The sequence below is a fragment of the Actinomadura napierensis genome (assembly GCF_039529375.1).
GTDB lineage: Bacteria > Actinomycetota > Actinomycetes > Streptosporangiales > Streptosporangiaceae > Spirillospora > Spirillospora napierensis.
Genome location: NZ_BAAAMR010000138.1, coordinates 1 through 22,793 on the forward strand (window position 1 = coordinate 1; position 22,793 = coordinate 22,793).

At 74.0% G+C, this 22,793-nt stretch carries 22 protein-coding genes; 4 read left to right on the top strand and 18 right to left on the bottom strand.

Features of this window, described 5'->3' with window-relative positions; all coding sequences use genetic code 11:
- Both ABD296_RS43380 and ABD296_RS43385 read left to right on the top strand, forming a co-directional pair.
- A partial coding sequence (locus tag ABD296_RS43380) for a hypothetical protein (RefSeq protein ID WP_407061577.1) occupies positions 1-344 on the top strand: 344 nt, incomplete at its 5' end.
- Positions 341-2,839 (top strand): transglutaminase TgpA family protein, encoded by a 2,499-nt coding sequence (locus ABD296_RS43385; RefSeq protein WP_344282203.1) that lies wholly within the window; start codon positions 341-343, stop codon positions 2,837-2,839. The genes ABD296_RS43380 and ABD296_RS43385, both read left to right, overlap by 4 nt.
- Before the next feature lie 85 nt (positions 2,840-2,924).
- Here the strand turns inward: ABD296_RS43385 and ABD296_RS43390 are convergent, their stop codons facing one another.
- The 6 genes from ABD296_RS43390 to ABD296_RS43415 form a co-directional block, all read right to left on the bottom strand.
- The gene (locus ABD296_RS43390) at positions 2,925-3,314 is read right to left on the bottom strand and encodes a DUF3040 domain-containing protein (protein ID WP_344282207.1); all 390 of its coding nucleotides are present in this window, start codon (positions 3,312-3,314) and stop codon (positions 2,925-2,927) included.
- Positions 3,315-3,461: 147 nt separating this feature from the next.
- Positions 3,462-4,727 carry a DNA polymerase IV gene (locus ABD296_RS43395; protein ID WP_344282210.1) on the bottom strand — a complete coding sequence of 422 codons (1,266 nt, stop codon included), beginning with the start codon at positions 4,725-4,727 and terminating at the stop codon, positions 3,462-3,464.
- 21 nt (positions 4,728-4,748) lie between these two features.
- Complete coding sequence (locus tag ABD296_RS43400) at positions 4,749-5,534, bottom strand: class I SAM-dependent methyltransferase (RefSeq protein WP_407061578.1); 786 nt, start codon at positions 5,532-5,534, stop codon at positions 4,749-4,751.
- A 141-nt stretch (positions 5,535-5,675) separates the two neighbouring features.
- The gene (nusB, locus tag ABD296_RS43405; protein WP_344282216.1) at positions 5,676-6,092 is read right to left on the bottom strand and encodes a transcription antitermination factor NusB; all 417 of its coding nucleotides are present in this window, start codon (positions 6,090-6,092) and stop codon (positions 5,676-5,678) included.
- Position 6,093: 1 nt separating this feature from the next.
- The gene (efp, locus tag ABD296_RS43410) at positions 6,094-6,651 is read right to left on the bottom strand and encodes an elongation factor P (RefSeq protein ID WP_344282218.1); all 558 of its coding nucleotides are present in this window, start codon (positions 6,649-6,651) and stop codon (positions 6,094-6,096) included.
- 41 nt (positions 6,652-6,692) lie between these two features.
- Positions 6,693-7,784, bottom strand: a complete 1,092-nt coding sequence (locus tag ABD296_RS43415; RefSeq protein WP_344282221.1) for a M24 family metallopeptidase — start codon at positions 7,782-7,784, stop codon at positions 6,693-6,695.
- A gap of 187 nt (positions 7,785-7,971) precedes the next feature.
- On the opposite strand from ABD296_RS43415, the gene ABD296_RS43420 reads away from it, so the two are divergent.
- Entirely contained in the window at positions 7,972-9,477 is a 1,506-nt protein-coding gene (locus tag ABD296_RS43420; protein ID WP_344282224.1) for a flavin monoamine oxidase family protein, read from the top strand.
- A gap of 82 nt (positions 9,478-9,559) precedes the next feature.
- On the opposite strand, the gene ABD296_RS43425 is transcribed toward ABD296_RS43420, so the two are convergent.
- The 3 genes from ABD296_RS43425 to ABD296_RS43435 all read right to left on the bottom strand — a co-directional run bounded on the left by ABD296_RS43425 (position 9,560) and on the right by ABD296_RS43435 (position 11,850).
- Complete coding sequence (locus ABD296_RS43425) at positions 9,560-10,609, bottom strand: LLM class F420-dependent oxidoreductase (protein WP_344282227.1); 1,050 nt, start codon at positions 10,607-10,609, stop codon at positions 9,560-9,562.
- A gap of 87 nt (positions 10,610-10,696) precedes the next feature.
- Positions 10,697-11,362 carry an enoyl-CoA hydratase-related protein gene (locus ABD296_RS43430; RefSeq protein WP_344282230.1) on the bottom strand — a complete coding sequence of 222 codons (666 nt, stop codon included), beginning with the start codon at positions 11,360-11,362 and terminating at the stop codon, positions 10,697-10,699.
- Between the two features lie 32 nt (positions 11,363-11,394).
- On the bottom strand, positions 11,395-11,850 hold the full coding sequence (locus ABD296_RS43435) for a PaaI family thioesterase (RefSeq protein WP_344282233.1): 456 nt from the start codon (positions 11,848-11,850) through the stop codon (positions 11,395-11,397).
- Positions 11,851-11,952: 102 nt separating this feature from the next.
- Between ABD296_RS43435 and ABD296_RS43440 the strand changes: the two genes are divergently transcribed.
- Entirely contained in the window at positions 11,953-12,528 is a 576-nt protein-coding gene (locus ABD296_RS43440) for a TetR/AcrR family transcriptional regulator (protein ID WP_344282236.1), read from the top strand.
- Positions 12,529-12,567: 39 nt separating this feature from the next.
- On the opposite strand, the gene aroQ is transcribed toward ABD296_RS43440, so the two are convergent.
- The 9 genes from aroQ to ABD296_RS43485 form a co-directional block, all read right to left on the bottom strand.
- Entirely contained in the window at positions 12,568-13,020 is a 453-nt protein-coding gene (gene aroQ, locus ABD296_RS43445; RefSeq protein ID WP_344282239.1) for a type II 3-dehydroquinate dehydratase, read from the bottom strand.
- Positions 13,021-13,102: 82 nt separating this feature from the next.
- A complete protein-coding gene (gene aroB / locus ABD296_RS43450) occupies positions 13,103-14,176 on the bottom strand; it encodes a 3-dehydroquinate synthase (RefSeq protein ID WP_344282242.1) in 1,074 nt (357 codons plus the stop codon).
- Positions 14,173-14,685 (bottom strand): shikimate kinase, encoded by a 513-nt coding sequence (locus ABD296_RS43455; protein ID WP_344282245.1) that lies wholly within the window; start codon positions 14,683-14,685, stop codon positions 14,173-14,175. Before ABD296_RS43455 ends, aroB begins: the two co-directional genes overlap by 4 nt.
- 16 nt (positions 14,686-14,701) lie before the next feature.
- Positions 14,702-15,880, bottom strand: a complete 1,179-nt coding sequence (gene aroC, locus ABD296_RS43460) for a chorismate synthase (RefSeq protein ID WP_344282247.1) — start codon at positions 15,878-15,880, stop codon at positions 14,702-14,704.
- Positions 15,881-15,941: 61 nt separating this feature from the next.
- Positions 15,942-18,908, bottom strand: a complete 2,967-nt coding sequence (locus tag ABD296_RS43465; protein ID WP_344282259.1) for a glycine--tRNA ligase — start codon at positions 18,906-18,908, stop codon at positions 15,942-15,944.
- A gap of 53 nt (positions 18,909-18,961) precedes the next feature.
- Positions 18,962-19,717 (bottom strand): phytanoyl-CoA dioxygenase family protein, encoded by a 756-nt coding sequence (locus tag ABD296_RS43470; protein WP_344282249.1) that lies wholly within the window; start codon positions 19,715-19,717, stop codon positions 18,962-18,964.
- Between the two features lie 52 nt (positions 19,718-19,769).
- The gene (locus ABD296_RS43475; protein ID WP_344282251.1) at positions 19,770-20,468 is read right to left on the bottom strand and encodes an SseB family protein; all 699 of its coding nucleotides are present in this window, start codon (positions 20,466-20,468) and stop codon (positions 19,770-19,772) included.
- Positions 20,469-20,550: 82 nt separating this feature from the next.
- On the bottom strand, positions 20,551-21,657 hold the full coding sequence (locus tag ABD296_RS43480) for a barbiturase (protein WP_344282253.1): 1,107 nt from the start codon (positions 21,655-21,657) through the stop codon (positions 20,551-20,553).
- 161 nt (positions 21,658-21,818) lie between these two features.
- The coding region (locus tag ABD296_RS43485) for a hypothetical protein (RefSeq protein WP_344282256.1) at positions 21,819-22,793 on the bottom strand (975 nt) is incomplete at its 5' end.

The following is a 22,793-nucleotide window of genomic DNA, read 5'->3' on the forward strand; positions in this document are numbered from 1 at the left end:
CCGGCGGCGGGCAGGGCGCCGCGCGGGCGCGGAGCGGGCCGGTGCGGTCGGTGCGGACGCGGGCTCCGGCGCCGCGTCCGGCGGAGAAGGACGACGAGCCGCTCACGGCGGGGGCCGCGGCCGGCCTGCTGCGCGCGGGCGGCTGGCGGGTGCTTGTCGTGAGGTCGGCGGCGGAGCTGGCCGGGGCGTGGGCGCAGACGGGCCAGACCGGCGCCGGCCCGCGGGACCGCGGCGCGGCGGAGGAGCCCGGCGGCCCGGCCGCGAACACGGGCGCGCGCACCGGCGCGAGCACCGAGACGGCGGACGGGGAGAGGGCGGCGGACGCGGCCGGAGGCGGGGCATGAGGATCCGGATGACGGTCATGGCCGCGGTGGCGACGCTGGCCTGCTCGATCGGCCTGTACCCGCTGTTCGCCACCGGGCGGTGGTTCTGGACCGGGATCGGCGCGGTGCTGGCGGCGGTGTGCGGCGGGCTGCTCTCCCGCCGGCTGCGGCTGCCGGCGCCGCTGGACCCGCTGTGCGGGCTGGCGGTGCTGCTGCTGTACCTGACCGTGGCGTACGCGAGCGGCGCGGCGTGGCTGGGGTTCATCCCGTCGCCCGGCGCGCTGACCCACCTCGCCGACCTGGCCGGGGACGGGTGGCACGCCGCGAACCGGTACGCGGCGCCGGTGCCGCTGGTGTCCGGGATCGGGCTGCTCGCCGCCGCCGGGATCGGGGTGGTCGCGGTCCTGGTCGACCTGCTGGCGGTGCGGCTGCGCCGCGCGGCGCCCGCCGGGCTGCCGCTGCTGGCGATGTACAGCGTGCCCGCCGCGGTCCGCCAGGACGGCGTGGGCTGGCTGGCGTTCGGCGTCGGCGCGCTCGGCTTCCTCGGCCTGCTGATGGCCGACGCGCGCGAGCAGGTCGGCGGCTGGGGCCGGGCGGTCACCGTCCACCGGCACGGCGGGGAGCTGCCGCTGGCCGGGGCGGCGGCGCCGAGCGGCCAGCGGCTGCGCGTCGACGGCGGCAGGCGCGCCGCGAGCGGGCGGCGGATCGCGGTCGGCTCGGTGGCGATCGCGGTGCTGCTGCCGATGGCGATCCCCGGCGTCCATCCGCGCGGCATGTTCGGCATGGGCGGCGGCAAGGGCAAGGGCACGCAGACCGTTACCACGCCGGACCCGCTGGTCAGCCTGAAGCGGGAGCTGACCCGGCTGGACGACTCGGTCGTGCTGACCTACCACACCGACGACCCGGACGACCCGGACTACCTGCGGCTCTACGCGCTGGACCGGTTCGACGGCGACCGCTGGACCTACAGCAGGCTGCGCAGCAGCTCCGCGGACCGGCTCTCGGACCGGACGCTGCCGCCGCCGCCCGGGCTGAGCATCGCCCCGGTGCACGAGGTCACCACCAGGGTGAAGGTGAGCGGCGAGGTCCGCGACATGACCTTCCTGCCGGTGCCGTACGCGCCGTCCCAGGTGTCGATCAAGGGCGACTGGCGGGTGCACTCCCGGTCGATGATGATCTACTCGCTGAGCGACTCGGCGGGCGGCCGCTCCTACACCGTCAAGAGCCTGCGCGCGGAGCCGACCGCGGCGGACCTGTCGGCCGCGACCGGGTACCCGGCCGACGTCGTCTCCCACTACACCGACGTCCCGAAGAACATCCCGCCGCAGGTCAGGACGCTCGCGCAGAACGTGACGGCGGGCGCGGCGACCGCGCGGGCGCAGGCGGTGAAGCTGCAGCGCTGGTTCACCCTGACCGGCGGGTTCACCTACGACCTGTCCACGCCGGCGCCGCAGCACGGCAACGACCTCGTCGACTTCCTGCTGCGCAGCAAGCGCGGGTACTGCGAGCAGTTCGCCGCGTCGATGGCGCTGATGGCGCGGATCCTCGGCATCCCGTCGCGGGTCGCGATGGGGTACACCTCCGGCACGCAGACGCGGCCCGGCACGTGGGTGGTGCGGTCGCGGGACGCGCACGCCTGGCCCGAGCTGTACTTCGAGGGGTCCGGCTGGGTGCGGTTCGAGCCGACGCCGTCCGGCGCGGCCGGGCAGGGCACCGCCGTCACGCCCGGCTACACCGAGCCGACCGTCAACGGAGGCGGGCGGCAGGACGACGGCGCGCTGCCGACGCCGACGGCGACCTCGCGGTCGGACGGGTCGACCGCCACGCCGCAGGCCGCCCCGCACCGCAACGACTCCGGCCCGCAGGGCACCCCGGCCGAGCACGACTCCGGGAACGGCGGGGCGAAGGCGGCACCGTGGATCGCGGGCGGGGTGCTGGTGCTGCTGCTCCTGGCCGTCCCGATGGTGCTTCGGGTGCTCACCCGGCGGCGGCGCTGGGCCGCGCTGACCACGCCGCCCCGGCCGCGCCCCGAGAGCGGGGACCGCCGTCCGGACAGCGGCGGACCGCCCGCCCGCGCCCGCGGCGGCGTCCACGAGGGCGACGGCGGCGGCGGCGCCGCGCACGCCGCGTGGCGGGAGATGCGCGCCGACGCGCTCGACCACGGGCTGGAATGGCGGCCGAGCGACTCGCCGCGCGCGGCGGCGCGACGGCTCGGCGAACTGCTGGAACTGGACCCGGTGGGCAGCGAGGCGCTTGGCCGGATCGCCCGCGCCGAGGAGCTGGCCCGCTACTCGCGGACCCGGGTCGCCGACCCGCTCGAGCGGCTGCGCGCCGAGGTGCGGACCGTCCGCGCCTCGTTCGCCGCGTCGGTGGGCCGCCGCACCCGATGGCGCGCCCGCGTCTTCCCGCCGTCGTCCATCTCGCAGGCGCGGTCGGCGCTGCGCGGCGCGGGTTCCCGCACGGCGGACCTGGCCGACCGCCTCAACGACCTCCCGAACCGGCTGCGGCGCCGCTAGGGGCGTCAGGCCCCGCGGCGCCGCACGGTCGGCTCGGTTTCGGCTCGGTCGGCTCAGTGCAAGAGGAGGGGAGATCCCCGCCGGCTCACTCGCCTTCGGTGCGGCGGCGCCAGCGCTCTTCCATCCGCTCCATGAAGCCGGCCTTCGCGGGACGGGCCTGGCGGCCGCGCCGCGCGGGCTCGTTCCCGATGCCCGTCATCCGCTTCCAGCTCGTCAGCGCCCAGACGCAGCAGACCACCATGAGCAGGAAGCCGGCCACGCTGACCGCGATGGTGACCGTTCCGGCGTTGATGACGAGCCCGGCCATCAGGGCGCAGACGCCCACGACGAAGCCGAGGGCGGCCTTGATGATCCGGCGCTTGTAATGGACCTGGGGGTTGGTCGAGCGGACGGCGTGCGCGAACTTCGGATCCTCGGCGTACAACGCCGACTCGATCTGCTCGAGCATGCGCTGTTCGTGCTCAGACAGCGGCACGGCGCCTCCCAACGACAGCCCCGCGACGGGGTATCCGATCCGGGACGGGAACGTCAACGGTGATATGCCCAGAATACGAGCACTCACCGGCGTACGAAAGCGAACGGCGGGTCCAGGGCCCCATACCGGTCAGCTCACCGCCTTCTCTCATCGTCTCCCGTCCCTGCCGTCGCGTGCGTCACCGTCGTGCGCGCGCTCGACCAGGGCGGCGGGACGGACGGCTCCGCGGCCGAACCGGTGCGCCACCTGGTCCATCGCGCGCTCGGCCTCACGCCAGCCGCGTTCCGGCTCGTCGAAGGCGAGCTGACGGGGGGCCTCGCCGGCCGGGCCCAGGTTCTCCACCCGCACCCCGACCAGACGGAGTCGTACCCGTTCCAGCCCGGCGCCCTCGTACAGCTCGCACGCTGTGACATAGATCACACGAGCGAGATCGGTGGGCTCGCGGAGGGTGCGCGCCCGGGTGATCGTCTTGAAGTTCGCCATCCGGAGTTTGACGCTCACCGTCCGTCCGGCCGCGCCCGCCTCGCGCAGCCGCGCGCCGACCTTCTCGGCCAGCCGCAGCAGCTCCCGGCGGATCACCTCCGGGTCGTCGACGTCGGCGTCGAAGGTCTCCTCCGCGCCGATGCTCTTGTCGGGGGTGTGCGGGACGACCTCGCGCGGGTCGCGGCCCCACGCCAGCTCGTACAGGTGCGCCCCCATCGCGTTGCCCAGCTCGCGCTGCAGCGTGGCCAGGGGGATCCGCGCGAGCTGCCCGACCGTGCGCAGCCCGAGCCGGGTCAGCGTCTGCTCGGTCCGCTCCCCCACGCCCCACAGGGACGCGACGGGCAGCGGGTGCAGGAAGTCGACGACGCCGTCGGCGGGCACCACCAGCAGCCCGTCCGGCTTGCAGCGGGTCGAGGCGAGCTTGGCGACGAACTTGGTGCTCGCGACGCCGACCGAGCAGGTGATGCCCTGCTGCGCGCGGACCTGCTCGCGGACCATCCGGGCGATCTCGGCCGGCCGGCCGAGCCGCCGCCGCGCGCCCCCGACGTCCAGGAACGCCTCGTCCAGCGACAGGCCCTCCACCAGCGGCGTGATCGACCGGAAGATCTCGAAGACCGCCGCCGACACCCGTCCGTACTTGCCGTGGCTGACCGGCAGCACCACCGCCTGCGGGCACAGCCGCCGCGCCCGCGACATCGGCATCGCCGAGTGCACGCCGAACTTCCGGGCCTCGTAGGACGCCGCGGACACCACCCCGCGCGGCCCCGCGCCGCCCACGACCACCGGGCGGCCCCGCAGCTCCGGCCGCTCCAGCAGCTCGACGCTGACGAAGAAGGCGTCCATGTCCACGTGCAGGATCGGGCAGCCGGTGTCGTCGGCGGGCGGGCCCGGCTGCGGGCCGGGACGGTGCAGCTGCTGCTTGCGGCTCACGGGGCCACTCGGCTCACGGCGCTATCCGGCCGGCTTGTCGGCCACCAGGTGCAGCTGGGTGGCCAGGTCGCGCAGCACGGGATGCACCGCCGCGACCGACTCCAGGGCGATCAGCGCCTCCGCCGCTCCGGCGTCGCAGTCCACCATGCCGCTCGGCACCAGGTCGGCGAAGATCCGCACGCCGTGCAGCTCGGCGACCCGCAGGCCCGCGCCGCCCACCAGCGCCGACAGCGTCTCCCGGGTGAACCGGCGGGGCATCCGGTCGCCCTCGCCCCACCGGCCGGACGGGTCCGTCAGCACCCGCCGCGCGTCGTCGAAGTGCCCGGACAGGGCGCGGTGCAGCGCGGCGGCGACCTGCCCGGCCACCAGCACGCTCACCGACCCGCCCGGCCGGACGACCCCGGTCAGCGCGGCCATCGCCGCGCCCGGGTCGTCGACGTACTCCAGCACGCTGTGGCACAGCACCAGGTCGGCGGCGTCGGTCCCGAGCAGGTCGGGCAGCTCGACGGCGTCGCCCTGCACGGCGCGGACCGTCACCCCGGACTCGGCCGCGCGGCGCTCCAGCGCGGCGAGCGCGTCGGGGTTGGCGTCCACGACGGTGACCCGGTGGCCGAGCTCGGCCAGCGGCACCGCGAAACCGCCGGTGCCGCCGCCCACGTCGATGACGTCGCTCCGGCCGGTCTCCGGGGCGATGCGGTCGAGGACGGCGCGCAGCGCCTCCCACAGGACCGCGCTGCGCACGCGGCTGCCGCCCCGCACCCGCTTCTGTCGCCGGCCGGCCACGGCCGCTCCGCTAACGTCGTTCATCCCCGCCCACCCTAGCCGCCTTCACCCCGATGAGGCGCGGGAGACCGCCCCTGCGCCTCGAAGCCCGACCACGGGTCACGGGCGGGCACGCGGAGCGAGCCCTGGCGAGCGCAGCGGTTCCAGGGGGTCGCCCCCCTGGGGTCAGAGCGACAGGGAGGGCTTGAGCTGCTGGAGGCGTGACAGCAGGCCGTTGACGAACCGGGGCGACTCGTCGGTGGACAGCTCGGTCGCCAGGCCGACGGCCTCGCTGACCGCCACGCCGTCCGGGACGTCCTCCACCCACAGCAGCTCGTACGCGCCCATCCGCAGGATGTTGCGGTCGACGACCGGCATCCGCTCCAGCGTCCAGCCGGTCGCGTAGGTGGCGATCAGCTCGTCGATCCGCTCCCGGTGCTCTTGGACGCCCTCGATCAGCCGCACGGCGTGCGGGTACTCCGACAGCTCGTCCTGGTTCGGGCGCCCCCGCGCCTCCAGCACCGCCGTCGGCAGCTCCTCGCGCAGCTCCGCGGCGAACAGGATGTCGAGGGCGAGTTTGCGTGCCTTGGTCCGTGCCGCCATCTCAGCCGCGGCCGAGGTACTCGCCGGAGCGGGTGTCGACCTTGACCTTCTCGCCGGTGGTGATGAACAGCGGCACCTGGATCTGCGCGCCGGTCTCCAGCGTGGCAGGCTTGCTGCCGCCGGTGGAGCGGTCGCCCTGCAGGCCCGGCTCGGTCTCGGTGATCTCCAGGACCACGGCGGCGGGCAGCTCGACGTAGAGCGGGTTCTCGTTGTTGAACGCGATCACCGCGTTCTGCTCGGGCAGCAGGTAGTTCGCGGCGTCCCCGACGGTGGTCGCCGGGATGTGCGGCTGGTCGTAGGTCTCGGTGTCCATGAAGACGAAGTCCTCGCCCTCGCGGTAGAGGTACTGCATCTCGCGCTTGTCGACGCTCGCCACGTCGACCTTGGTGCCGGCGTTGAAGGTCTTGTCGACGACCTTGCCCGACAGCACGTTCTTGAGCTTGGTGCGGACGAACGCGCCGCCCTTGCCGGGCTTGACGTGCTGGAACTCGGTGACGGTCCACAGCTGGCCGTCGAGGTTCAGCGTCATGCCGTTCTTGAGGTCGTTCGTCGTCGCCACTGCGTTGTTCTCCCGGTCGCGGGCCCGCTCGCTGGTCGGCTTCAGAGTACGAGCAGGTCCTTCGTCGTTGTCGTGAGGAGCTCCGGGCCGCCCGCGCGGACGACCAACGTGTCCTCGATGCGGACTCCGCCCCGGCCCGCCAGGTACACCCCCGGCTCCGCGGTGATCGGAACTCGATCCCTCAGCTTACCGGTCTTGTCGTACCCCATGAGCGGTGCCTCGTGGATCTCCAGGCCGACGCCGTGCCCGAGCCCGTGGGTGAACGCCTCGCCGTGCCCGGCCGCCTTGATGAGGTCGCGGGCGGCGGCGTCGACGTCCTTGGTCTCGGCGCCCGGCCGCGCGGCGGCGATCGAGGCGAGCTGCGCGCGCAGCACCAGGTCGTACAGGTCGCGCTGCCAGCCGGCGGGCTCGCCGACGGCGACGGTGCGGGTCATGTCGGCGTGGTAGCCGCCGCACCGCGCCCCGAAGTCCATCGTCACGAGGTCGCCGCGCTGCAGCTCGCGGCCGCCGGGGTGGTGGTGCGGGACGGCGCCGTTCGGCCCGGACGCGACGATCGACTCGAACGCGGGGCCCTCGGCGCCGAGGTCGACCATGGCCCGTTCGAGGGCGATCGCGACAGCCCGCTCGGTGACGCCGGCGCGGACCTGCGGCAGGACGGCCTCGAACGCGCGGTCGGTGATGGCGCACGCCTCCCGCAGCAGGCCGATCTCCTCCTCGTCCTTCACCCGGCGCAGCTCCTCGACCAGGTGGCCGAGCGGGCGCAGCGGGATGTCGGCGGCCTCGCCGAGCCCGGCGTGCCGTTCGACGGTGAGGCCGTGCGCCTCGAAGCCGAGGGCGCGGTGGCCGGAGGCGGCGGCGCGGGTGGTGAGCGCCTCGGCCGTCCGGCGCTCGACCAGGGTCTCCAGCTCGGGGCAGACCTCGGCGGCCATCCCGGCGTACCGGCCGTCGGTGGCCAGCACGGCCGGGCCGTCCGCCGGGACGAGCAGCGCGGCGTTGGAGCTGTCGAGGCCGGTGAGGTAGCGGACGTTGACCGGCCGGGTGACCAGCAGCGCGTCGGCGCCGGTCTCGGCGACCAGCGCGGCCAGCCGGCGGCGCCGCGTCTCGTGCCCGCCCTCCGAATGCGTCTCCCCCATGGTCTGGACTCTAGAGCACCCGCCCGGGGGGCATCCGGCCGCGGAGCGCCCGGCCCGTCTCGACGCGGTCACGGAACATGAGAATCGCTCGACTTTCCGCCCGCGGGTGGCCTAGCGTGCCTCCGCGAGTGATCGTTCCATCCCCCGCCCCGTCCCCCCGCACCGGACGTCCCAGGAGGGATTCCCCGTGACCCGAGTCAGCCGTCGCAGATTGCTCGGAACAGGCGCGCTCACCGCCGCCGGAGCCGTGGTCTCCGCGGCCGCGGCACCGGCCGCCGCCGCCAGGACCGCCGCCGCTCCGGCCGCCCCCACGGCCCAGACCGCCGCCGCCGACGTGGTGATCGTCGGCGCCGGGCTCTCCGGGCTCACCGCCGCCCGCGACCTGATCGCCGCCGGCCGGTCCGTGCTCGTCCTGGAGGCCCGCGAGCGGCCCGGCGGCCGGGTCTACGGCATGCCGCTCGGCGACGGCACCACCAGCGAGGGCGGGGCCGAGTTCATCGGCCCGACCCAGGACCGCATCGCCGCGCTCGCCAAGGACATGGGCGTCGGCACCTTCCCCACCTACAACACGGGCAAGAACGTCTACTACCGCAACGGCCAGCGCTCCCTGTACGCCACCGACGGCCTCCTGGGGGCCGTCCCGCCCGACTGGGGCGTGGTCGACCTCGAGGTGGCGCTCCTCAAGCTCGGGAGCATGGCCAAGGACATCCCGGTCGGGCAGCCGTGGAAGGCCGCCAAGGCCGAGGAGTGGGACGCGCAGACCTTCTACACCTGGTCGCGGTCCAACTCGCTGAGCAGCGGAGCGCGGTTCCTGATGGACGAGTTCATCAGCTCCACGCTGTCGGTGCGCTCGCAGGACGTGTCGCTGCTGTACGTCCTGAACTACATCGCGTCGGCGGGCAACGAGAGCAACCCGGGGACGGTCGACCGGCTCATCGACACCAAGGGCGGCGGGCAGGAGTCCCGGTTCGCCGGCGGGTCGCAGGAGGTGCCCGTCCGGCTGGCCGCCAAGCTCGGCGACGTGATCCACTACAACGCGCCGGTCCGGTCGATCGCCACCGACGGCGGCGGCGTCACCGTGACCGCGGACGGCCTCACGGTGTCGGCCAAGCGGGTCGTCGTCGCGATGTCCCCGGCGATCGCCGGGAGGATCGACTTCTCGCCGGGGCTGCCCGCGAGCCGCGCGCAGCTGATGCAGCGCTACCCGATGGGCTCGATCTGCAAGTTCGTCGCCGTCTACGACACCCCGTTCTGGCGGGCGGACGGGCTGACCGGGCAGGCCGTCTCCGACAGCGGCGCGATCGACGCGACGTTCGACAACAGCCCGCCGGACGGGTCGCGCGGCATCATGATGGGCTTCATGAACCAGGCGAACATCCGCAGGCTGGACGGCGCCTCGGCGGACGAGGTGCGGGCGGCGGGCCTGGCCTCGTTCGCGAACTTCTACGGCGACAAGGCCAAGAGCCCGGTGCGGACGGCGTTCCAGCGCTGGGACAACGAGATCTGGAGCGGCGGCGGCCCGGTCGGGATCGCCCCGCCCGGCGTCCTGACCGGCTTCGGCGAGGCGCTGCGGGCGCCCTGCGGGCCGATCCACTGGGCGGGCACCGAGACGTCCGACTACTGGACCGGCTACATGGACGGCGCGGTCCGCTCCGGCGAGCGCGTCGCCAAGGAGGTCCACGCCGCCCTCTGACGCCCCGAACGACGTTCACTTGCGGCGAGTCGTCGTTATGCGCGTCGTCATAACGACGACTCGCCGCAAGTGGACGAGGCGGCTAGGCCAGGTCGGCGGCCATCTGCTTGACCTTCTCGATCAGGGCGATGCGGCCCTTGTGGTCGCCGGCGATCGGCGACACGTTCAGCGTGGTGATGCCGGACTCCTTCATCGCGGCGAGCCGCTCGCGGACGTGGCCCTCGGAGCCGATGAGCGACATCTTCTCCAGCAGCTCCTGCGGGACCTTCGCGGCGGCCTCGTCCTTCTTGCCGTCGAGGTAGAGGTCCTGGATCTCCTCGGCCTCCTTCTCGAAGCCGTACCGGCGGGCGAGGTCGTTGTAGAAGTTCCGGCCCTTGGCGCCCATGCCGCCGATGTAGAGCGCGGCCATCGGGCGGCCGAACTCCAGGTAGCCCTGCACGTCGTCGCCGATGGCGAGCGCGGCCTGGCCGACGACGTCCAGCTCGCCGAGCGAGGCGTCGCGCTTGGCCCTGCCGGCGGCGAGCGAGGCGCCCCACACGTCGGCGGCCTTCTCCGGCATGTAGAAGATCGGCTCCCAGCCGTCGGCGATCTCGGCGGTCAGCTCGACGTTCTTCGGGCCGATCGCGGCGACCATGACCGGGATGTCCGCGCGCACCGGGTGGTTGATGATCTTGAGGGCCTTGCCGAGGCCGGTGCCCTGCTCGGGGGGCAGCGGCAGCTTGTAGTGCTTGCCGTCGTGCTGGACGCGCTCGCGCCGCCAGACCTTGCGGCAGATCTCGATGATCTCGCGCGTGCGGCCGAGCGGCGCGGTGTAGGGGACGCCGTGGAAGCCCTCGATGACCTGCGGCCCGGACGCGCCGATGCCGAGCGTGAACCGGCCGTCGGAGACGTAGTCCAGGCCGGCGGCGGTCTGCGCGATCGCGGTCGGCGTCCGCGAGTAGATGTTGAGGATGCCGGACCCGATCTCCAGCCGCTCGGTCTTGGCCGCGATGTACCCCATCTGGCTCACCGCGTCGAAGCTGTACGCCTCCGGCACGTAGACGATGTCGAGGCCGGCCTTCTCGAAGTCGGCCAGCTCGTCGACGGTCTCCTTGAACCCGCCCGCGTAGTTGAGCCCCATCCCGATGCGCATCCGGCGTCCCTTCCGTAAAACCGAATCAGATTCCAGTCGAACGTAACCTACTCCGGGCCGCCCGCCGGGGCGAGGGCCCGCCGCCCGCTACCCCAGCGCCGGGCCCCGCAGCGCCTCCAGCGCGGGCCGGTACAGGTCGGCGCGGATCCTGCCGACCACGCCGCCGCCCTTGCCCGCCAGCGACCCGGCCAGCTCCAGCGCGGCGGGCAGCACGCCCGCCTCGTCCGCCGTGCGCTGCACGATCCCGGCCGCCATCGCCTGCTCGGCGGTGTACCGGCGGCCCGTGATCATCGCCTCGTGCGCCGTCCGCTTCGGCAGCCGCGCGCCGATCAGCGCGTTCATCCCGGGCGTGAACGACATCCCGAGGTCGACCTCGGGCAGGCAGAAGTACCCCCGGTCGCTGCGCATGACGGCGAAGTCGTGGGCGAGCGCGAGCATGCCGCCGCCCGCGAACGCGTGCCCGTTGAGCGCGGCGACCGTCGGCATCGGCAGCTCCAGCAGCCGGGCGTACAGCGCGTGGATGCGGCCCAGGTACGGCTCGAACTCGTCGCGGTGGGCGCCGAGCCAGTCCAGGTCGAGGCCGTTGGAGTAGAACTTGCCGGTCCCGGTCGTGACCAGGGCGCCGGGACCCTCGCTCTTCTCCACGGTGTCGAGCGCGCCCTCGACCGCACTGAGGAAGTCCGGGCTGAACCGGTTCTCGCCGGAGTCGAAGCGCAGGATGTGCACATCGCCGTCGCGCCGCAGGTCGATCACACTGGTCTCCTTCGTCGGTGCCTGAGCAGACCCTACTGGTCGGTAGCCGGCGGGAAGATCATGCAGGTCGTGGTGCCGTGCGCGACGAGCTTGCCGTCCTGGTTCAGGATCCGCCCCTCGGCGGTCGCGACCTTCCGTCCGACATGGACCGTTGTTCCCTCGCAGGTCAGCCTGCCACCCTCCAGCGGCACCGCGCGGACGAAGTTGACCTTCAGCTCCAGCGTGGTGTAGCCGGCGCCCTCGGGCAGCGAGGTGTGCACTGCGCAGCCCATCGCCGAGTCCAGCAGCGTGGAGAGCACCCCGCCGTGCACGGTGCCCAGAGGGTTGCTGAAGTCGGTGCGGGGCGCGAGCGAGAAGACGACCCGGCCCGGCTCCAGCTCCTCCGCCGCCATGCCGAGCAGCGCGCCGATCCCGTACCCCTCCTCGGCGCCCTTGTTGATCAGCGCCTTCAACTGCTCGAGACCCGCCGTCGTCGCCGTGCCCGCCATGCTCCGCTCCCCTCCAGGTATGACGTCCGTCATAAGCACCGTTGTGTATGACGACCGTCATGGTCAACGCGAGAAGCTTATGATGAATGTCATAATCGAGCCATGGGGACCGACAGCCGGGAACGCATGGTGCGCAGCGCCGCCTACCTCTTCCGCGAGCGCGGTTACAGCGGCACCGGGTTCCGCGACGTCATCGCGCACAGCGGCGCGCCGCGCGGGTCGATCTACCACCACTTCCCCGACGGCAAGGCGCAGCTCGCCGAGGAGGCCGTCCGCTACGCCGGGGAGTTCCTCAACGCCGGCATCCTCGCCGCGACCGAGGGCGGCGACGCCGCGTCCGCCGTGGACGCCTTCGTCGGCTGGTGGCGGCAGGTGCTGATCAAGAGCGAGTTCCGGGCCGGCTGCCCGATCGTCGCCGTCACGGTCGAGAGCCACGACGACGCGCCGCAGCTGGCCGCGGCCGCGGCGGCCGCCTTCGACCGCTGGCAGGACACCCTCGCGACCGGCCTCGGCAACGCCGGCGTCCCCGACGACCGCGCCGCCCGCCTGGCCCGCCTCATCGTCGCCGCCGTCGAGGGCGCCACGATCCTGTGCCGCGCCCACCGCGACGTCGCGCCCCTCGACGACGTCGTCGCCGAACTCAAGGACATGACGAGGAACGCCGTCGAGGACGAATGACGCGCGCGGGCGGCGCCCCGCACGGACCCGCCCCGCGTCCTACTGGGCGGCGGGGGTCTCGGCGACGAGTTCGGCGACGGCCTGCAGCGCGAGGACGTAGGACATCATGCCGAAGCCGGCGATGGTGCCGGTGGCGACGCTCGCGACGACGGAGGTGTGGCGGAACTCCTCGCGGGCCGCCGGGTTGCTGATGTGCACCTCGATGAGCGGGGCGGTGCGCTGGGCGAGCGCGTCGCGCAGCGCGTAGGAGTAGTGAGTGAAGGCGGCCGGGTTGAGGACGATCGGCACGCGCCCGTCCGCGGCCTCGTGCACCCAGCGGACCAGTTCGGCCTCGTCGTCGGTCTGCCGGACGTCGACGTCGAGGTCGAGCCTGCGTCCGGTGTCGCGGCAGAGGGCGGCGAGGTCCTCGAACGTCGTCGCCCCGTACACATCGGGCTCGCGGCTGCCGAGCCGACCGAGATTGGGACCGTTCAGAACGAGCACATGCTTCATCAGTTCTTCCTCTCCGGGGGGCGACCCCCGGACCCCCGCCGGGTCGCCCGACGATCCTCGCTCCGCTGGCGCTCCGCTGCGGTCATCGGGCGACCTCACGGTAGGCGGCGGCGAGCAGGTCCTCGTCGGGGCCCTCCAGGCGGCCGGGCTCGGCGAGGCCGTCCAGGACGACGAACCGCAGGGTCGCGCCGCGCGACTTCTTGTCGATCGTCATGGTCTCGCGCAGGCCGGGCCAGTCCGCGGCGTAGGAGACGGGCAGGCCGACGGAGGTGAGGACGGCGCGGTGCCGTTCGGCGACGTCGGCGGGCAGCCGCCCGGCGAGGCGGGCCAGCTCGGCGGCGTAGACCATGCCGATGGCGACGGCGTGGCCGTGCCGGAATTTGTAGTCCTCGGCCTTCTCGATGGCGTGCGCGAGGGTGTGCCCGTAGTTGAGGATCTCCCGCAGGCCGCTCTCCTTCAGGTCGGCGGAGACCACGTCCGCCTTCACCCGGATCGCGCGCTCGACCAGCTCGCGGGTGTGCGGGCCGGCCGGGGACGCGGCGCCCTCCGGGTCGGCCTCGACCAGGTCGAGGATCGCCGGGTCGGCGATGAACCCGGCCTTGATGATCTCGGCGAGGCCGCTGATGTAGTCGTCGTGCGGCATCGTGACGAGGGCGGCGAGGTCGCACAGCACCCCGGCGGGCGGGTGGAAGGCGCCGACGAGGTTCTTGCCCTCGGGGACGTTGATGCCGGTCTTGCCGCCGACCGCCGCGTCCACCATGCCGAGCAGCGTCGTCGGGACGAGCACCGACCGCACGCCGCGCAGCCACGACGCCGCCGCGAACCCGGCGAGGTCGGTGGTGGCCCCGCCGCCGACGCCGACGACGACGTCGGTGCGGGTCATCCCGGCGCGGGCGAACGACGACCAGAGCCCGGCGAGCACGCCGACCTCCTTGGCGGCCTCGCCGTCCGGGACGGGGAGCGCGTGCACCGTGTAGCCGGCCTCTTCGAGGGCGCCGCACACCGGGCGCGCGATCTCGGGGAGGCCCTCGGCGTGGACCACCGCCACCGTCCGGGCGCGGTCGCCGACCAGTGCGGGCAGCTCCGCGAGGACGCCCGTCCCGATGACGACGTCGTAGGGGTCGGCGCCGCCGACCTGCACCCGCGCCTGCGTCATGACTCGGCCTCGAGCGCCTTGAGGATCTCCTCCACGATGTCGGCGGGCTCGCGCCCGTCGGTGTCGACGTGAAGGCTGCCGAGCCGCTCGTAGATGGGGAGGCGCTCCTCCAGCAGCTTGCGCATCTGGCTGCGCGGGTTCAGCACGAGAAGGGGGCGCGCCGACGCCAGGCCGACCCGCTTGATCGCCTCCGACAGACCGACCCGCAGGTAGACGACGGTGTGCCCGGCGAGCAGCTCCTGCGTCTCGGCCGCGAGGACGGCGCCTCCGCCGAGCGCGATGACGCCCTCGTGCTCGGCGAGGGCGGCGGCGACGGCGGCGCGCTCCAGCTCGCGGAACCGGTCCTCGCCGTCGTCGATGAAGATCTCGCCGATCGGCTTGCCGGCGGCCGCCTCGGCGTCGGCGTCGGTGTCGCGCAGCGCCACGCCGAGGCGCTCGGCGAGGGCGGTGCCGACGGTGGTCTTGCCCGATCCCGGCGGCCCGATCAGGACGGCCTTCGGTCGCGTCATAGTCCGCGGGTCCACTTCACTTGATGGTGAGCGAGGACAGGTATCCCCGCAGGTTGCGGGCGGTCTCCTCGGCCGAGTCGCCGCCGAACTTCTCCAGCGCCGCGTCCGCCAGCACCAGCGCGACCATCGCCTCGGCGACGACGCCGGCGGCGGGCACCGCGGTGACGTCGCTGCGCTGGTTGATGGCCTTGGCGGGCTCGCCGGTCCGCACGTCGATGGTGTCGAGCCGGCGCGGGACGGTGGAGATCGGCTTCATCGCGGCGCGCACCCGCAGCACCTCGCCGGTGGTCATGCCGCCCTCGACGCCGCCGGCCCGGTTCGTCCGGCGGCGGATCCCCTCGGGGGTGTTGTCGATCTCGTCGTGCGCCCGCGAGCCGGGACGGCGCGCGGTGGTGAACCCGTCGCCGAGCTCGACGCCCTTGATCGCCTGGATGCCCATCAGGATGCCGGCGAGCCGGGAGTCGAGGCGCCGGTCCCAGTGGACGTGGCTGCCGAGGCCCGGCGGGAGCCCGTAGGCGAGCACCTCCACGACGCCGCCGACGGTGTCGCCGGCCTTCTTCATGTCGTCGATGTGCGCGACCATCGCGGCGGACGCGTCGCCGTCGTAGCAGCGGACCGGGCTCTCGTCGACGGCGGCGAGGTCGTCCGGGCCGGGCAGCACCCCGTCGGGCGCCTCGACCTCGCCGAGCGCGATCACGTGGCTGAGCACGTCCACGCCGAGCGCCTGCTTCAGGAACGCCTTGGCGACGGTGCCGAGCGCGACCCGCGCCGCCGTCTCCCGCGCGCTCGCCCGTTCCAGGACGGGCCGCGCGTCGTCGAAGCCGTACTTCTGGATGCCGACGAGGTCGGCGTGGCCCGGGCGCGGCTGCGACAGCGGCGCGTTGCGCGCCTGCGCGGCCAGGACGTCGGCGTCCACGGGGTCGGCCGACATGACCGTCTCCCACTTGGGCCACTCGGTGTTGCCGACCTGGATCGCGACCGGCCCGCCGAGCGTCACGCCGTGCCGGACGCCGCCGAGGATCGTCACCTGGTCCTGTTCGAACTTCATCCGGGCGCCCCGCCCATGGCCGAGCCGCCGGCGGCGCAGGTCCTCGGCGATGTCGCCCGAGGTCACGCGCACGCCGGCCGGCAGCCCCTCCACGATCGCGGTCAGGGCCTGGCCATGGGACTCCCCCGCGGTCAACCAGCGCAGCATGCGAACGATCCTATTGACTCCGCGCACCCGCCCGTGACCGCGTCCAGCATCTGAGAGGCCGTCAGGCGATCTCGCGCCAGTCGAGGACGGGGGCCGCCAGGTCGCGGACGGCGGCGAGGAAGCCGAGCCGGTTGGCGCGCAGGGCCGGGTCCTCGTCCATGACCATGACGTCGTCGAAGTACGCGTCGATCGGTTCCGCCAGCGCGGACGCGGCCGAGACGAACTCCGGCAGCGCGGGGCGGGGCGGCAGTCCGTCGCGGACCCGGGTGAAGACCTCGTCGAGGCGCTGTTCGGCGGGTTCGGCGAACAGGCCGGGGTCGTAGCCGGCCGCGGTCCCGCCGGGGACGATCCGCAGCACCCGCTGCAGCGCGGCCGTCAGCCGGGCGAACCCGTCCGTGCGCAGCAGCCCGGCCAGGTCGGCGGCGGTGCGGGCGGCATGGGCGGGAGCGTCCGCGAGCGGCAGGACGGCCCGGACGACGGGGATCGGGAGCCCCTCGTCCAGCAGGTTCTGCTCCAGCCGCCGCGCGGCGAACCGCTCCGCCTCGGCGAGGGCGTCCGGCGGAACCTCGACGGGCTGGTGCCGCGCCGCGGCCGCCAGGCCTTCGCCGACCGTGACCGGCGCCAGCCGCGGGACGGCCCGCAGGATCGCGGTCAGGCCGAGCGCGGCGCGGCGCAGCCCGAACGGGTCGGACCCGCCGGTCGGCGCGGAGCCGGCGGCGAACAGCCCGGCGATCAGGTCGAGCCGGTCGGCGGCGGCGAGGACCGCGCCGGGGACGGTCGCCGGGAGCGCGTCCCCGGCCGAGCGCGGCAGTTCCATCTCGTGGAGGGCCTGCGCGACGGCGTCGTCCTCCCCCGCGCGGCGAGCGTACTCGCGGGCCATCGTCCCGGCGAGGCCGGACAGCTCGATGACCATGGACGAGGCCAGGTCGAACTTGGCGAGCGCGGCGGCGCGGCCGAGGGTCGCCCGCTCGTCCGGGGCGAGGTCGAGGCGGCCGGCCAGGTCGGCGGCGATCGCGGCGATGCGCGCGGACCGGTCGGCCATCGAGCCGAGCCGTTCGGTGAAGGTCAGCCGGGCGAGCCCCTGCTTGATCTCGTCGGGCGTCCTGCGCAGGTCCTGCTGGAAGAAGAACGCGGCGTCCTCGTAGCGGGCGCGGATGACGGCCTCGTTGCCCGCCCGGACGACGTCGTGGTCGCATTCGCCGTTGGCGACGGTGACGAAGTGCGGCAGGAGCCCGCCGGACGGCCCGCGCACCGGCAGGTACCGCTGGTGCTTGCGCATGACGGTGGTGAGGATCGCCTCGGGCAGGTCGAGGTACTTGGCGTCGAACGACCCGAGGATCGCGACGGGCTCCTCGACCAGGTCGACGATCTCCTCGACGAGGTCTTCCTCGGCGGCGAGGTCGACCGTCCCGCCGTGGCGGGCGGCGAGGGCCCGCGCGTCCTCGACGATGCGGGTGCGGCGCCGTGCCGGGTCGGGCTCGATGCCGTGCTCCCGCAGGACGCCGATCAGCGACGACGCGTCCGGCACCGGTATCCTGGAGGGGTCGGCGGTGCGGTGGACGTCGGTCGTCTGGCCCTGGTCCAGGTCGTCCAGTACGATCTGCCGGTCGTCCAGCAGGGCCAGCACCCGCCTGACGGGCCGCGCGAACGACAGCCCGGGGACGTTCCAGCGCATGTTCTTCCCCGCTCGCAGCCCCTGGACGAGTCCGGGCAGCAGCCCGGCGAGGACGTGCGGGGCGGGCTGTCCGGTGACCTTCCGGACGTGCGCCGTGTACGGCTTGCCACCAATGGTGATCTCGCGCACGTCGGCGACGTCGATGCCCTGCCCGCGCGCGAACCCCGCCAACGCCCGCGTTGGTTCCCCGGACGCGTCGTAGGCGGCGGCGAGCCTCGGCCCCTTCACGACCTCCTCGGCGTCCGGGGCCTTGGGCTCCACGTCCCGGACGACGACGATCAGCCGGCGGGGAGTCGAGAAGGTGTCGAACGTGGACGCGTCGGTGAGCAGGCCCGCCTCCTCCAGGCCGTCGCGGAGCCGCTCCGTGACGGTCTCCGCCGCGCGGCGCACCTCGCTCGGCGGCAGTTCCTCCACGCCGATCTCCAGCGCGAACGCGGCCGGCTCGCGGATCTCCCGGAGGACCGGCTGCTCCGGCGCCGGCCGGGCGGCGGTCGCGTCGCCGAGGGGGTGGCCGAGTTCCTCGCGGCGCTCCACCCACAGAGCGGCGACCTCGTGGGCGAGGCCGCGCATCCGCGCGAACGCCCGGGCCCGCTCGGCGGTGCCGATCGCGCCGCGCGCGTCCAGCACGTTGAAGGCGTGCGAGCACTTCAGCACGCAGGAGTGGGCTGGGACGGGCAGCCGGGCGTCCAGCATCCGGCGGGCCTCGGACGCGTACGCCTCGAAGAGCTCCCGGGTCGCGGCGATGTCGGCGTCGTCGAGGTAGTAGCGGCTCATCTCGTACTCGGCCTGCCCGAACGCCTCCCCGTAGGAGATGCCGGGCGCGTAGGCGATGTCCTTGAAGTGGGACACGCCCTGCAGCGCCATCAGGATGCGTTCCATCCCGTAGGTGATCTCGACCGAGACGGGGTCGAGCGTCATCCCGCCGGACTGCTGGAAGTAGGTGAACTGGGTGATCTCCAGGCCGTCCAGCCAGACCTCCCAGCCGAGCCCCCACGCGCCGAGCGCCGGCGACGCCCAGTCGTCCTCCACGAACCGGACGTCGTGGGCGCGCAGGTCGATGCCGAGCGCGGCGAGGCTGCCGAGGTACAGCTCCTGCGCGTCGCCGGGCTCCGGTTTGAGGACCACCTGGAACTGGGTGTGGGTCTGCAGCCGGTTCGGGTTGTCGCCGTAGCGGGAGTCGTCCGGACGGACGCTCGGTTCGACGTAGGCGACGCGCCACGGCTCGGGCCCGAGGACGCGCAGGGCGGTGTTCGGGTTGAGCGTGCCCGCCCCGACCTCGGTGTTCATCGGCTGCCCGACGAGGCAGCCGTGCCCCGCCCAGAACTCGGTGAGCCGGATGAGGGCGTCCTGCATGGTGAGCACGGGAGAATCTCCAAAACGGGGTTGGGCGGCCAAGCGTAGATGCGTTAGCGCCCGAGACCTCGCTGGATCGCCGTCCACACCGGGGACGACTCGGGGAGCGGCCCCGACGGGGCCAGCGGCGGCTGCGCCATGAACTTCACCTCGGTGCCGTGGTGCGGCTGCGCGGCGTGCACGAGGAACGGATGGCACAGGTACACGTCGCCGGCCCGCCCGGTCGCGAGCGCGACGGAACGGTGCTCGGACGCGGGGACGGCCTTCGCCGCGATGTCCATGAAGGCGACGCCCTCGTCGCCCGCCGCCTCCAGGAGGGGCGGGACGTCCAGGTGGGACCCGACGCGGATACGGGTGGGCGCGTCGTCGCCGCCCACGTCCGAGAAGAGGAACAGCATCAGCAGCGCCCGCCCCGTGGACGCGAGGTTCACGCGGTAGCCCATGAAGTCGGACGGGTCGTCGCCCGGGAAGCTCGCGTCGATGTGCCAGCCGTCGTCGCCCGGCTCCTCGTCGCTCGGGAACCGGACCGGGAACGTCCCGAGGCCGCCCGGCGCCTCCCACGCGCCCTTCCCCGCGACCGCGTCGTAGGCGGCGTGCAGGCGCGGGGCGTTGGCGGCGGCCTTGAACGGCGGCTGCCCGTATCCGCCGAGCCGGATGACCGGTCGCGTCCAGGTCGAGCGGTCGTCGGGGTCGCAGCCGGTGTCGCGCCAGAGGATCTCGCGGCACTCGGCGGCCAGCTCCCGGGAGAACGCCCCCTCCACCCGGACGAAGCCGTCCGCGACGAAGGCGTCAAGATCGAAGTCGTGCATCGGCCCAGGATGCCGACGGCGCCCCGCCGGGCGCCAGCGGTTTTCCCGGCCGTCAGCCGCGCCGGACGACGCTGAGCTCGACGCCGCCGACGATCCGGCCGCGCAGCACCTCGGCGAGCCGGTCGGAGACCCGCTGCACCGTGACGCGCTCGTCGTGGCCGGGCACCACCGCGAACCGGACGGCCAGTTCGGCGGACGTCCCCTCGGCGAGCCGGACGCCGGTGACGGCCTGGTCGGAACCGAACGCCGCCTCGACGGCGGCGAGGACGTCGGGGTCCTCGTGCGGCGGCGGGACGGGCCGGCCCTCGGCGAGCAGGTGCAGCCGCAGCCCCTCGACCGCGAACGGGACGGGGCCCGCGACGTCCACGACCAGCGCGTCCGCGCCCTCGTCGAGGGCGGCGCGGCAGGCGTCGCCGGCGCGGACCGCGATGGGGCGGGCGTCGGCGCGCCACGCCTTCATCGTGTCGGTGCAGGTGAAGCCGAGCACGCCGCGCCGGCCGTCGTCACCGATCAGCGTGGGCAGCGCCATGTCGCTGGACTTCTCCCGGCGCAGCCCGCCGGGCTCGGGCTCCTCCTCCTCGGTGAGGACGGCGACGATCGGCACGAGCAGCCGGGCGTTCTGCAGCCGCCGCAGCACCGTGTGCTGGCCGACGCGCCCGGCCGCGTACCCGGCGAGGGCCTCGCACAGGCGGGGGTCGGCGCCGCCGTCGTCCCCGGGGAACTGGGGTTCGGGAATGGTCAGTCCGGACACGGCAGGAAGGCTATAGCCTCCGGCGACCGCCGTGGGTACCGATTCGGATACTCTCCGCGATCCAGGCCGCCAGGCGGCCGGGTCAGCCGACGTCGGCGATGGCCGCGACCGTGCCGCCGCCGGACGGGCCCTGGTGCACCGCCGCGACCGACACGAACACCGCCGGGTCGCCGGCGACGGACGCGGCGACGCCGCCGACGCACGCCTTGATCTGCCGGTGCCAGTGCACGTCGGAGTCGTCCAGCATGATGTTGCGGCGTCCCCGCACCGACCCGGACGGGTCCGCCTCGCACTTGATGAACACGTTGACGAGCCGGTCGGCGAGATCGGACGTGCGGGGCCTCTCGGGCAGGTCGAGGCCGGTCGAGCGGATCGCGTCCCAGATGCCGTCGGCGTCCAGCGCGTCCTTCATCACACCGTGCCCCGCCCGGTACCGGCCGCCGATGCCCCGCACGTTCCCGACGACGACGATCTGCGCCCGGTCCAGTTCCACGCCGGACGAGCACGACGCCACCGACGAGAACAGCGACAGGTCCTTGTGGATCTGCCCGGCCGACGGCGTCTCGATCTCGCCGAGCGCGACGGCGATGCCGAGCGCGGTGGTCGAGTTGGAGATGTCCATCGACTTGAGGGTGTCCTCGGTGACGACGTCGCGGCCGCGCGACTTGGCGTCGTTGATGGTGTCGAGGGTGAGCAGCGGCGTCTTGGTCTGCACGTAGTGGACGTCCGCCGGGTCGTCGATACCGGCGATCTTCATCGCGTCGCGGACGCCCGCGGCGACCGTCTCCACCATCGCGGGACGGCCGATGTCCTCCGGCAGGATGACCTCGCTCATCGCGACGCCGACCGACAGCCGCGGCTCGTCCGACGCCGACGCGTTCGCCGGGTCGACGGTGGCGAACACGGTCGCGTGCGGGCTCAGCACCCCGTCGGTGCCGCCCGACCACACCAGCGGTACGCGCGCCACCTCGTCCGCCGGCCGGGTGCCCTTCGCGACCAGCACCTCGCGGAACGCCCGGTCGGCCAGCAGCCGCGTGTAGTCGTTGACGCCGCCGTTGCCCTCGGTCTTCCCGACGACCGCCAGGACCCGGTCGGCCTCCAGCACGCCGTCGTCGATCAGCCGGGCCAGCCCGGACGCGTCGGTCACGCTCTCGATGGGGATCTTGCGGACTTCGATCGGATCGGGCACGTCATCGCTCCTCGGCCGGCTCTGCTGATCGGTTCGTACCCCGGCACGGTCGGAACGCTAACCGCGCCGCGGGCGGCGCTCATGGGCGAAACCAGCCCAAGGAACGCCGCCCGTTCGGCAATCTCCGCCGGGACCCGGCGGCGGGCCCGGCGGAGGACCGGTCAGGGACGGGCGCCCAGGGAGCCGGTCCAGCCCATCGCCTTGTAGGTCATCGACAGGGACGGGGTGTCCCCCGGACCCCTGAAGTACTCGTCCGCGAGCAGCTCCGCCGTCTTCGGGTCGATGACCAGCCGCCGGTGCCCCGTCCCCTCGGCCCTCGAGACCGCGACGCCCTTACGGCCCAGCCGGTCGGTCGCCGCGCCCTCCGACCGGATGCCCGGCTGGTCGGCGAGGAGCCGGTACAGCGCCGCCTTCGTGCCCGGCGTGATCGGCCCGGCCAGCAGGTCCTGTGCCGTCCACCAGAGATAGTCCGCGAAGGAACCGACGTCGGAGCGCTTGCGCTTGTCGGCCTCGTGGCGGCGGCGCATCTCCGCGCCGAGCGCGTCCGCCGTCACGGGCAGCTTCAGCAGGTCGGCGGTCGTCACCTGCACGTCGCCGATCTGGTAGCGCAGCGGTTCGTCATAGTTGTTGACCCCGCCGTGGCCGTACCTCGAGAGCAGGTCCGGCGAGCCCGCACGGCGCCACGCGGCCTTGTCCGCCGCGGTGGGGAAGCTCGTCCGCGCACCGATCCCGGTGATCGTCCGAGACCGGTCGTGGCCCGTCCGCGACAGCCAGCTCTCCTGCCCCGTGACCAGGGTGTACGCGAACGGGGGCGCCTTGTCGCCGTCCGTCGCGGCGGGCGCCGGCGAATTCGCACCGCGCGCCGCACTTGCCTTTTCCCGGAGCTTGCGCAGGGCGTCCGCCTCCGACTTGGCGTGGTACTCGAACGTCACCTCGTTCGTGTACCAGTAGCGGCCTGGAACGGCCGGGGCGCGCTCGGCCGTCTTCGCGCTGGCGAGCAGGAACGTGCGCGCGTCGACCGGCGACGCCTGCGCGGTGGGCGCGTGCCGCCCCGCGTGCCCGCCGTCCGCGCCGGTCACGGCCACGCCGCCCGCGACGGCGACCGAGCCGCCCGCGACGCCGGCGAGGAGCAGCAG

Excerpts from the sequence above, each read along its gene's own strand:
- ABD296_RS43385 (WP_344282203.1), top strand. The coding sequence starts at position 341 with ATGAGGATCCGGATGACGGTCATGGCCGCGGTGGCGACGCTGGCCTGC.
- ABD296_RS43400 (WP_407061578.1), bottom strand. The coding sequence starts at position 5,534 with ATGAACGACGTTAGCGGAGCGGCCGTGGCCGGCCGGCGACAGAAGCGG.
- nusB (WP_344282216.1), bottom strand. The coding sequence starts at position 6,092 with ATGGCGGCACGGACCAAGGCACGCAAACTCGCCCTCGACATCCTGTTC.
- ABD296_RS43415 (WP_344282221.1), bottom strand. The coding sequence starts at position 7,784 with ATGGGGGAGACGCATTCGGAGGGCGGGCACGAGACGCGGCGCCGCCGG.
- ABD296_RS43425 (WP_344282227.1), bottom strand. The coding sequence starts at position 10,609 with ATGCGCATCGGGATGGGGCTCAACTACGCGGGCGGGTTCAAGGAGACC.
- ABD296_RS43435 (WP_344282233.1), bottom strand. The coding sequence starts at position 11,850 with ATGGCGGGCACGGCGACGACGGCGGGTCTCGAGCAGTTGAAGGCGCTG.
- ABD296_RS43440 (WP_344282236.1), top strand. The coding sequence starts at position 11,953 with ATGGGGACCGACAGCCGGGAACGCATGGTGCGCAGCGCCGCCTACCTC.
- aroQ (WP_344282239.1), bottom strand. The coding sequence starts at position 13,020 with ATGAAGCATGTGCTCGTTCTGAACGGTCCCAATCTCGGTCGGCTCGGC.
- aroB (WP_344282242.1), bottom strand. The coding sequence starts at position 14,176 with ATGACGCAGGCGCGGGTGCAGGTCGGCGGCGCCGACCCCTACGACGTC.
- ABD296_RS43455 (WP_344282245.1), bottom strand. The coding sequence starts at position 14,685 with ATGACGCGACCGAAGGCCGTCCTGATCGGGCCGCCGGGATCGGGCAAG.
- aroC (WP_344282247.1), bottom strand. The coding sequence starts at position 15,880 with ATGCTGCGCTGGTTGACCGCGGGGGAGTCCCATGGCCAGGCCCTGACC.
- ABD296_RS43465 (WP_344282259.1), bottom strand. The coding sequence starts at position 18,908 with ATGCAGGACGCCCTCATCCGGCTCACCGAGTTCTGGGCGGGGCACGGC.
- ABD296_RS43470 (WP_344282249.1), bottom strand. The coding sequence starts at position 19,717 with ATGCACGACTTCGATCTTGACGCCTTCGTCGCGGACGGCTTCGTCCGG.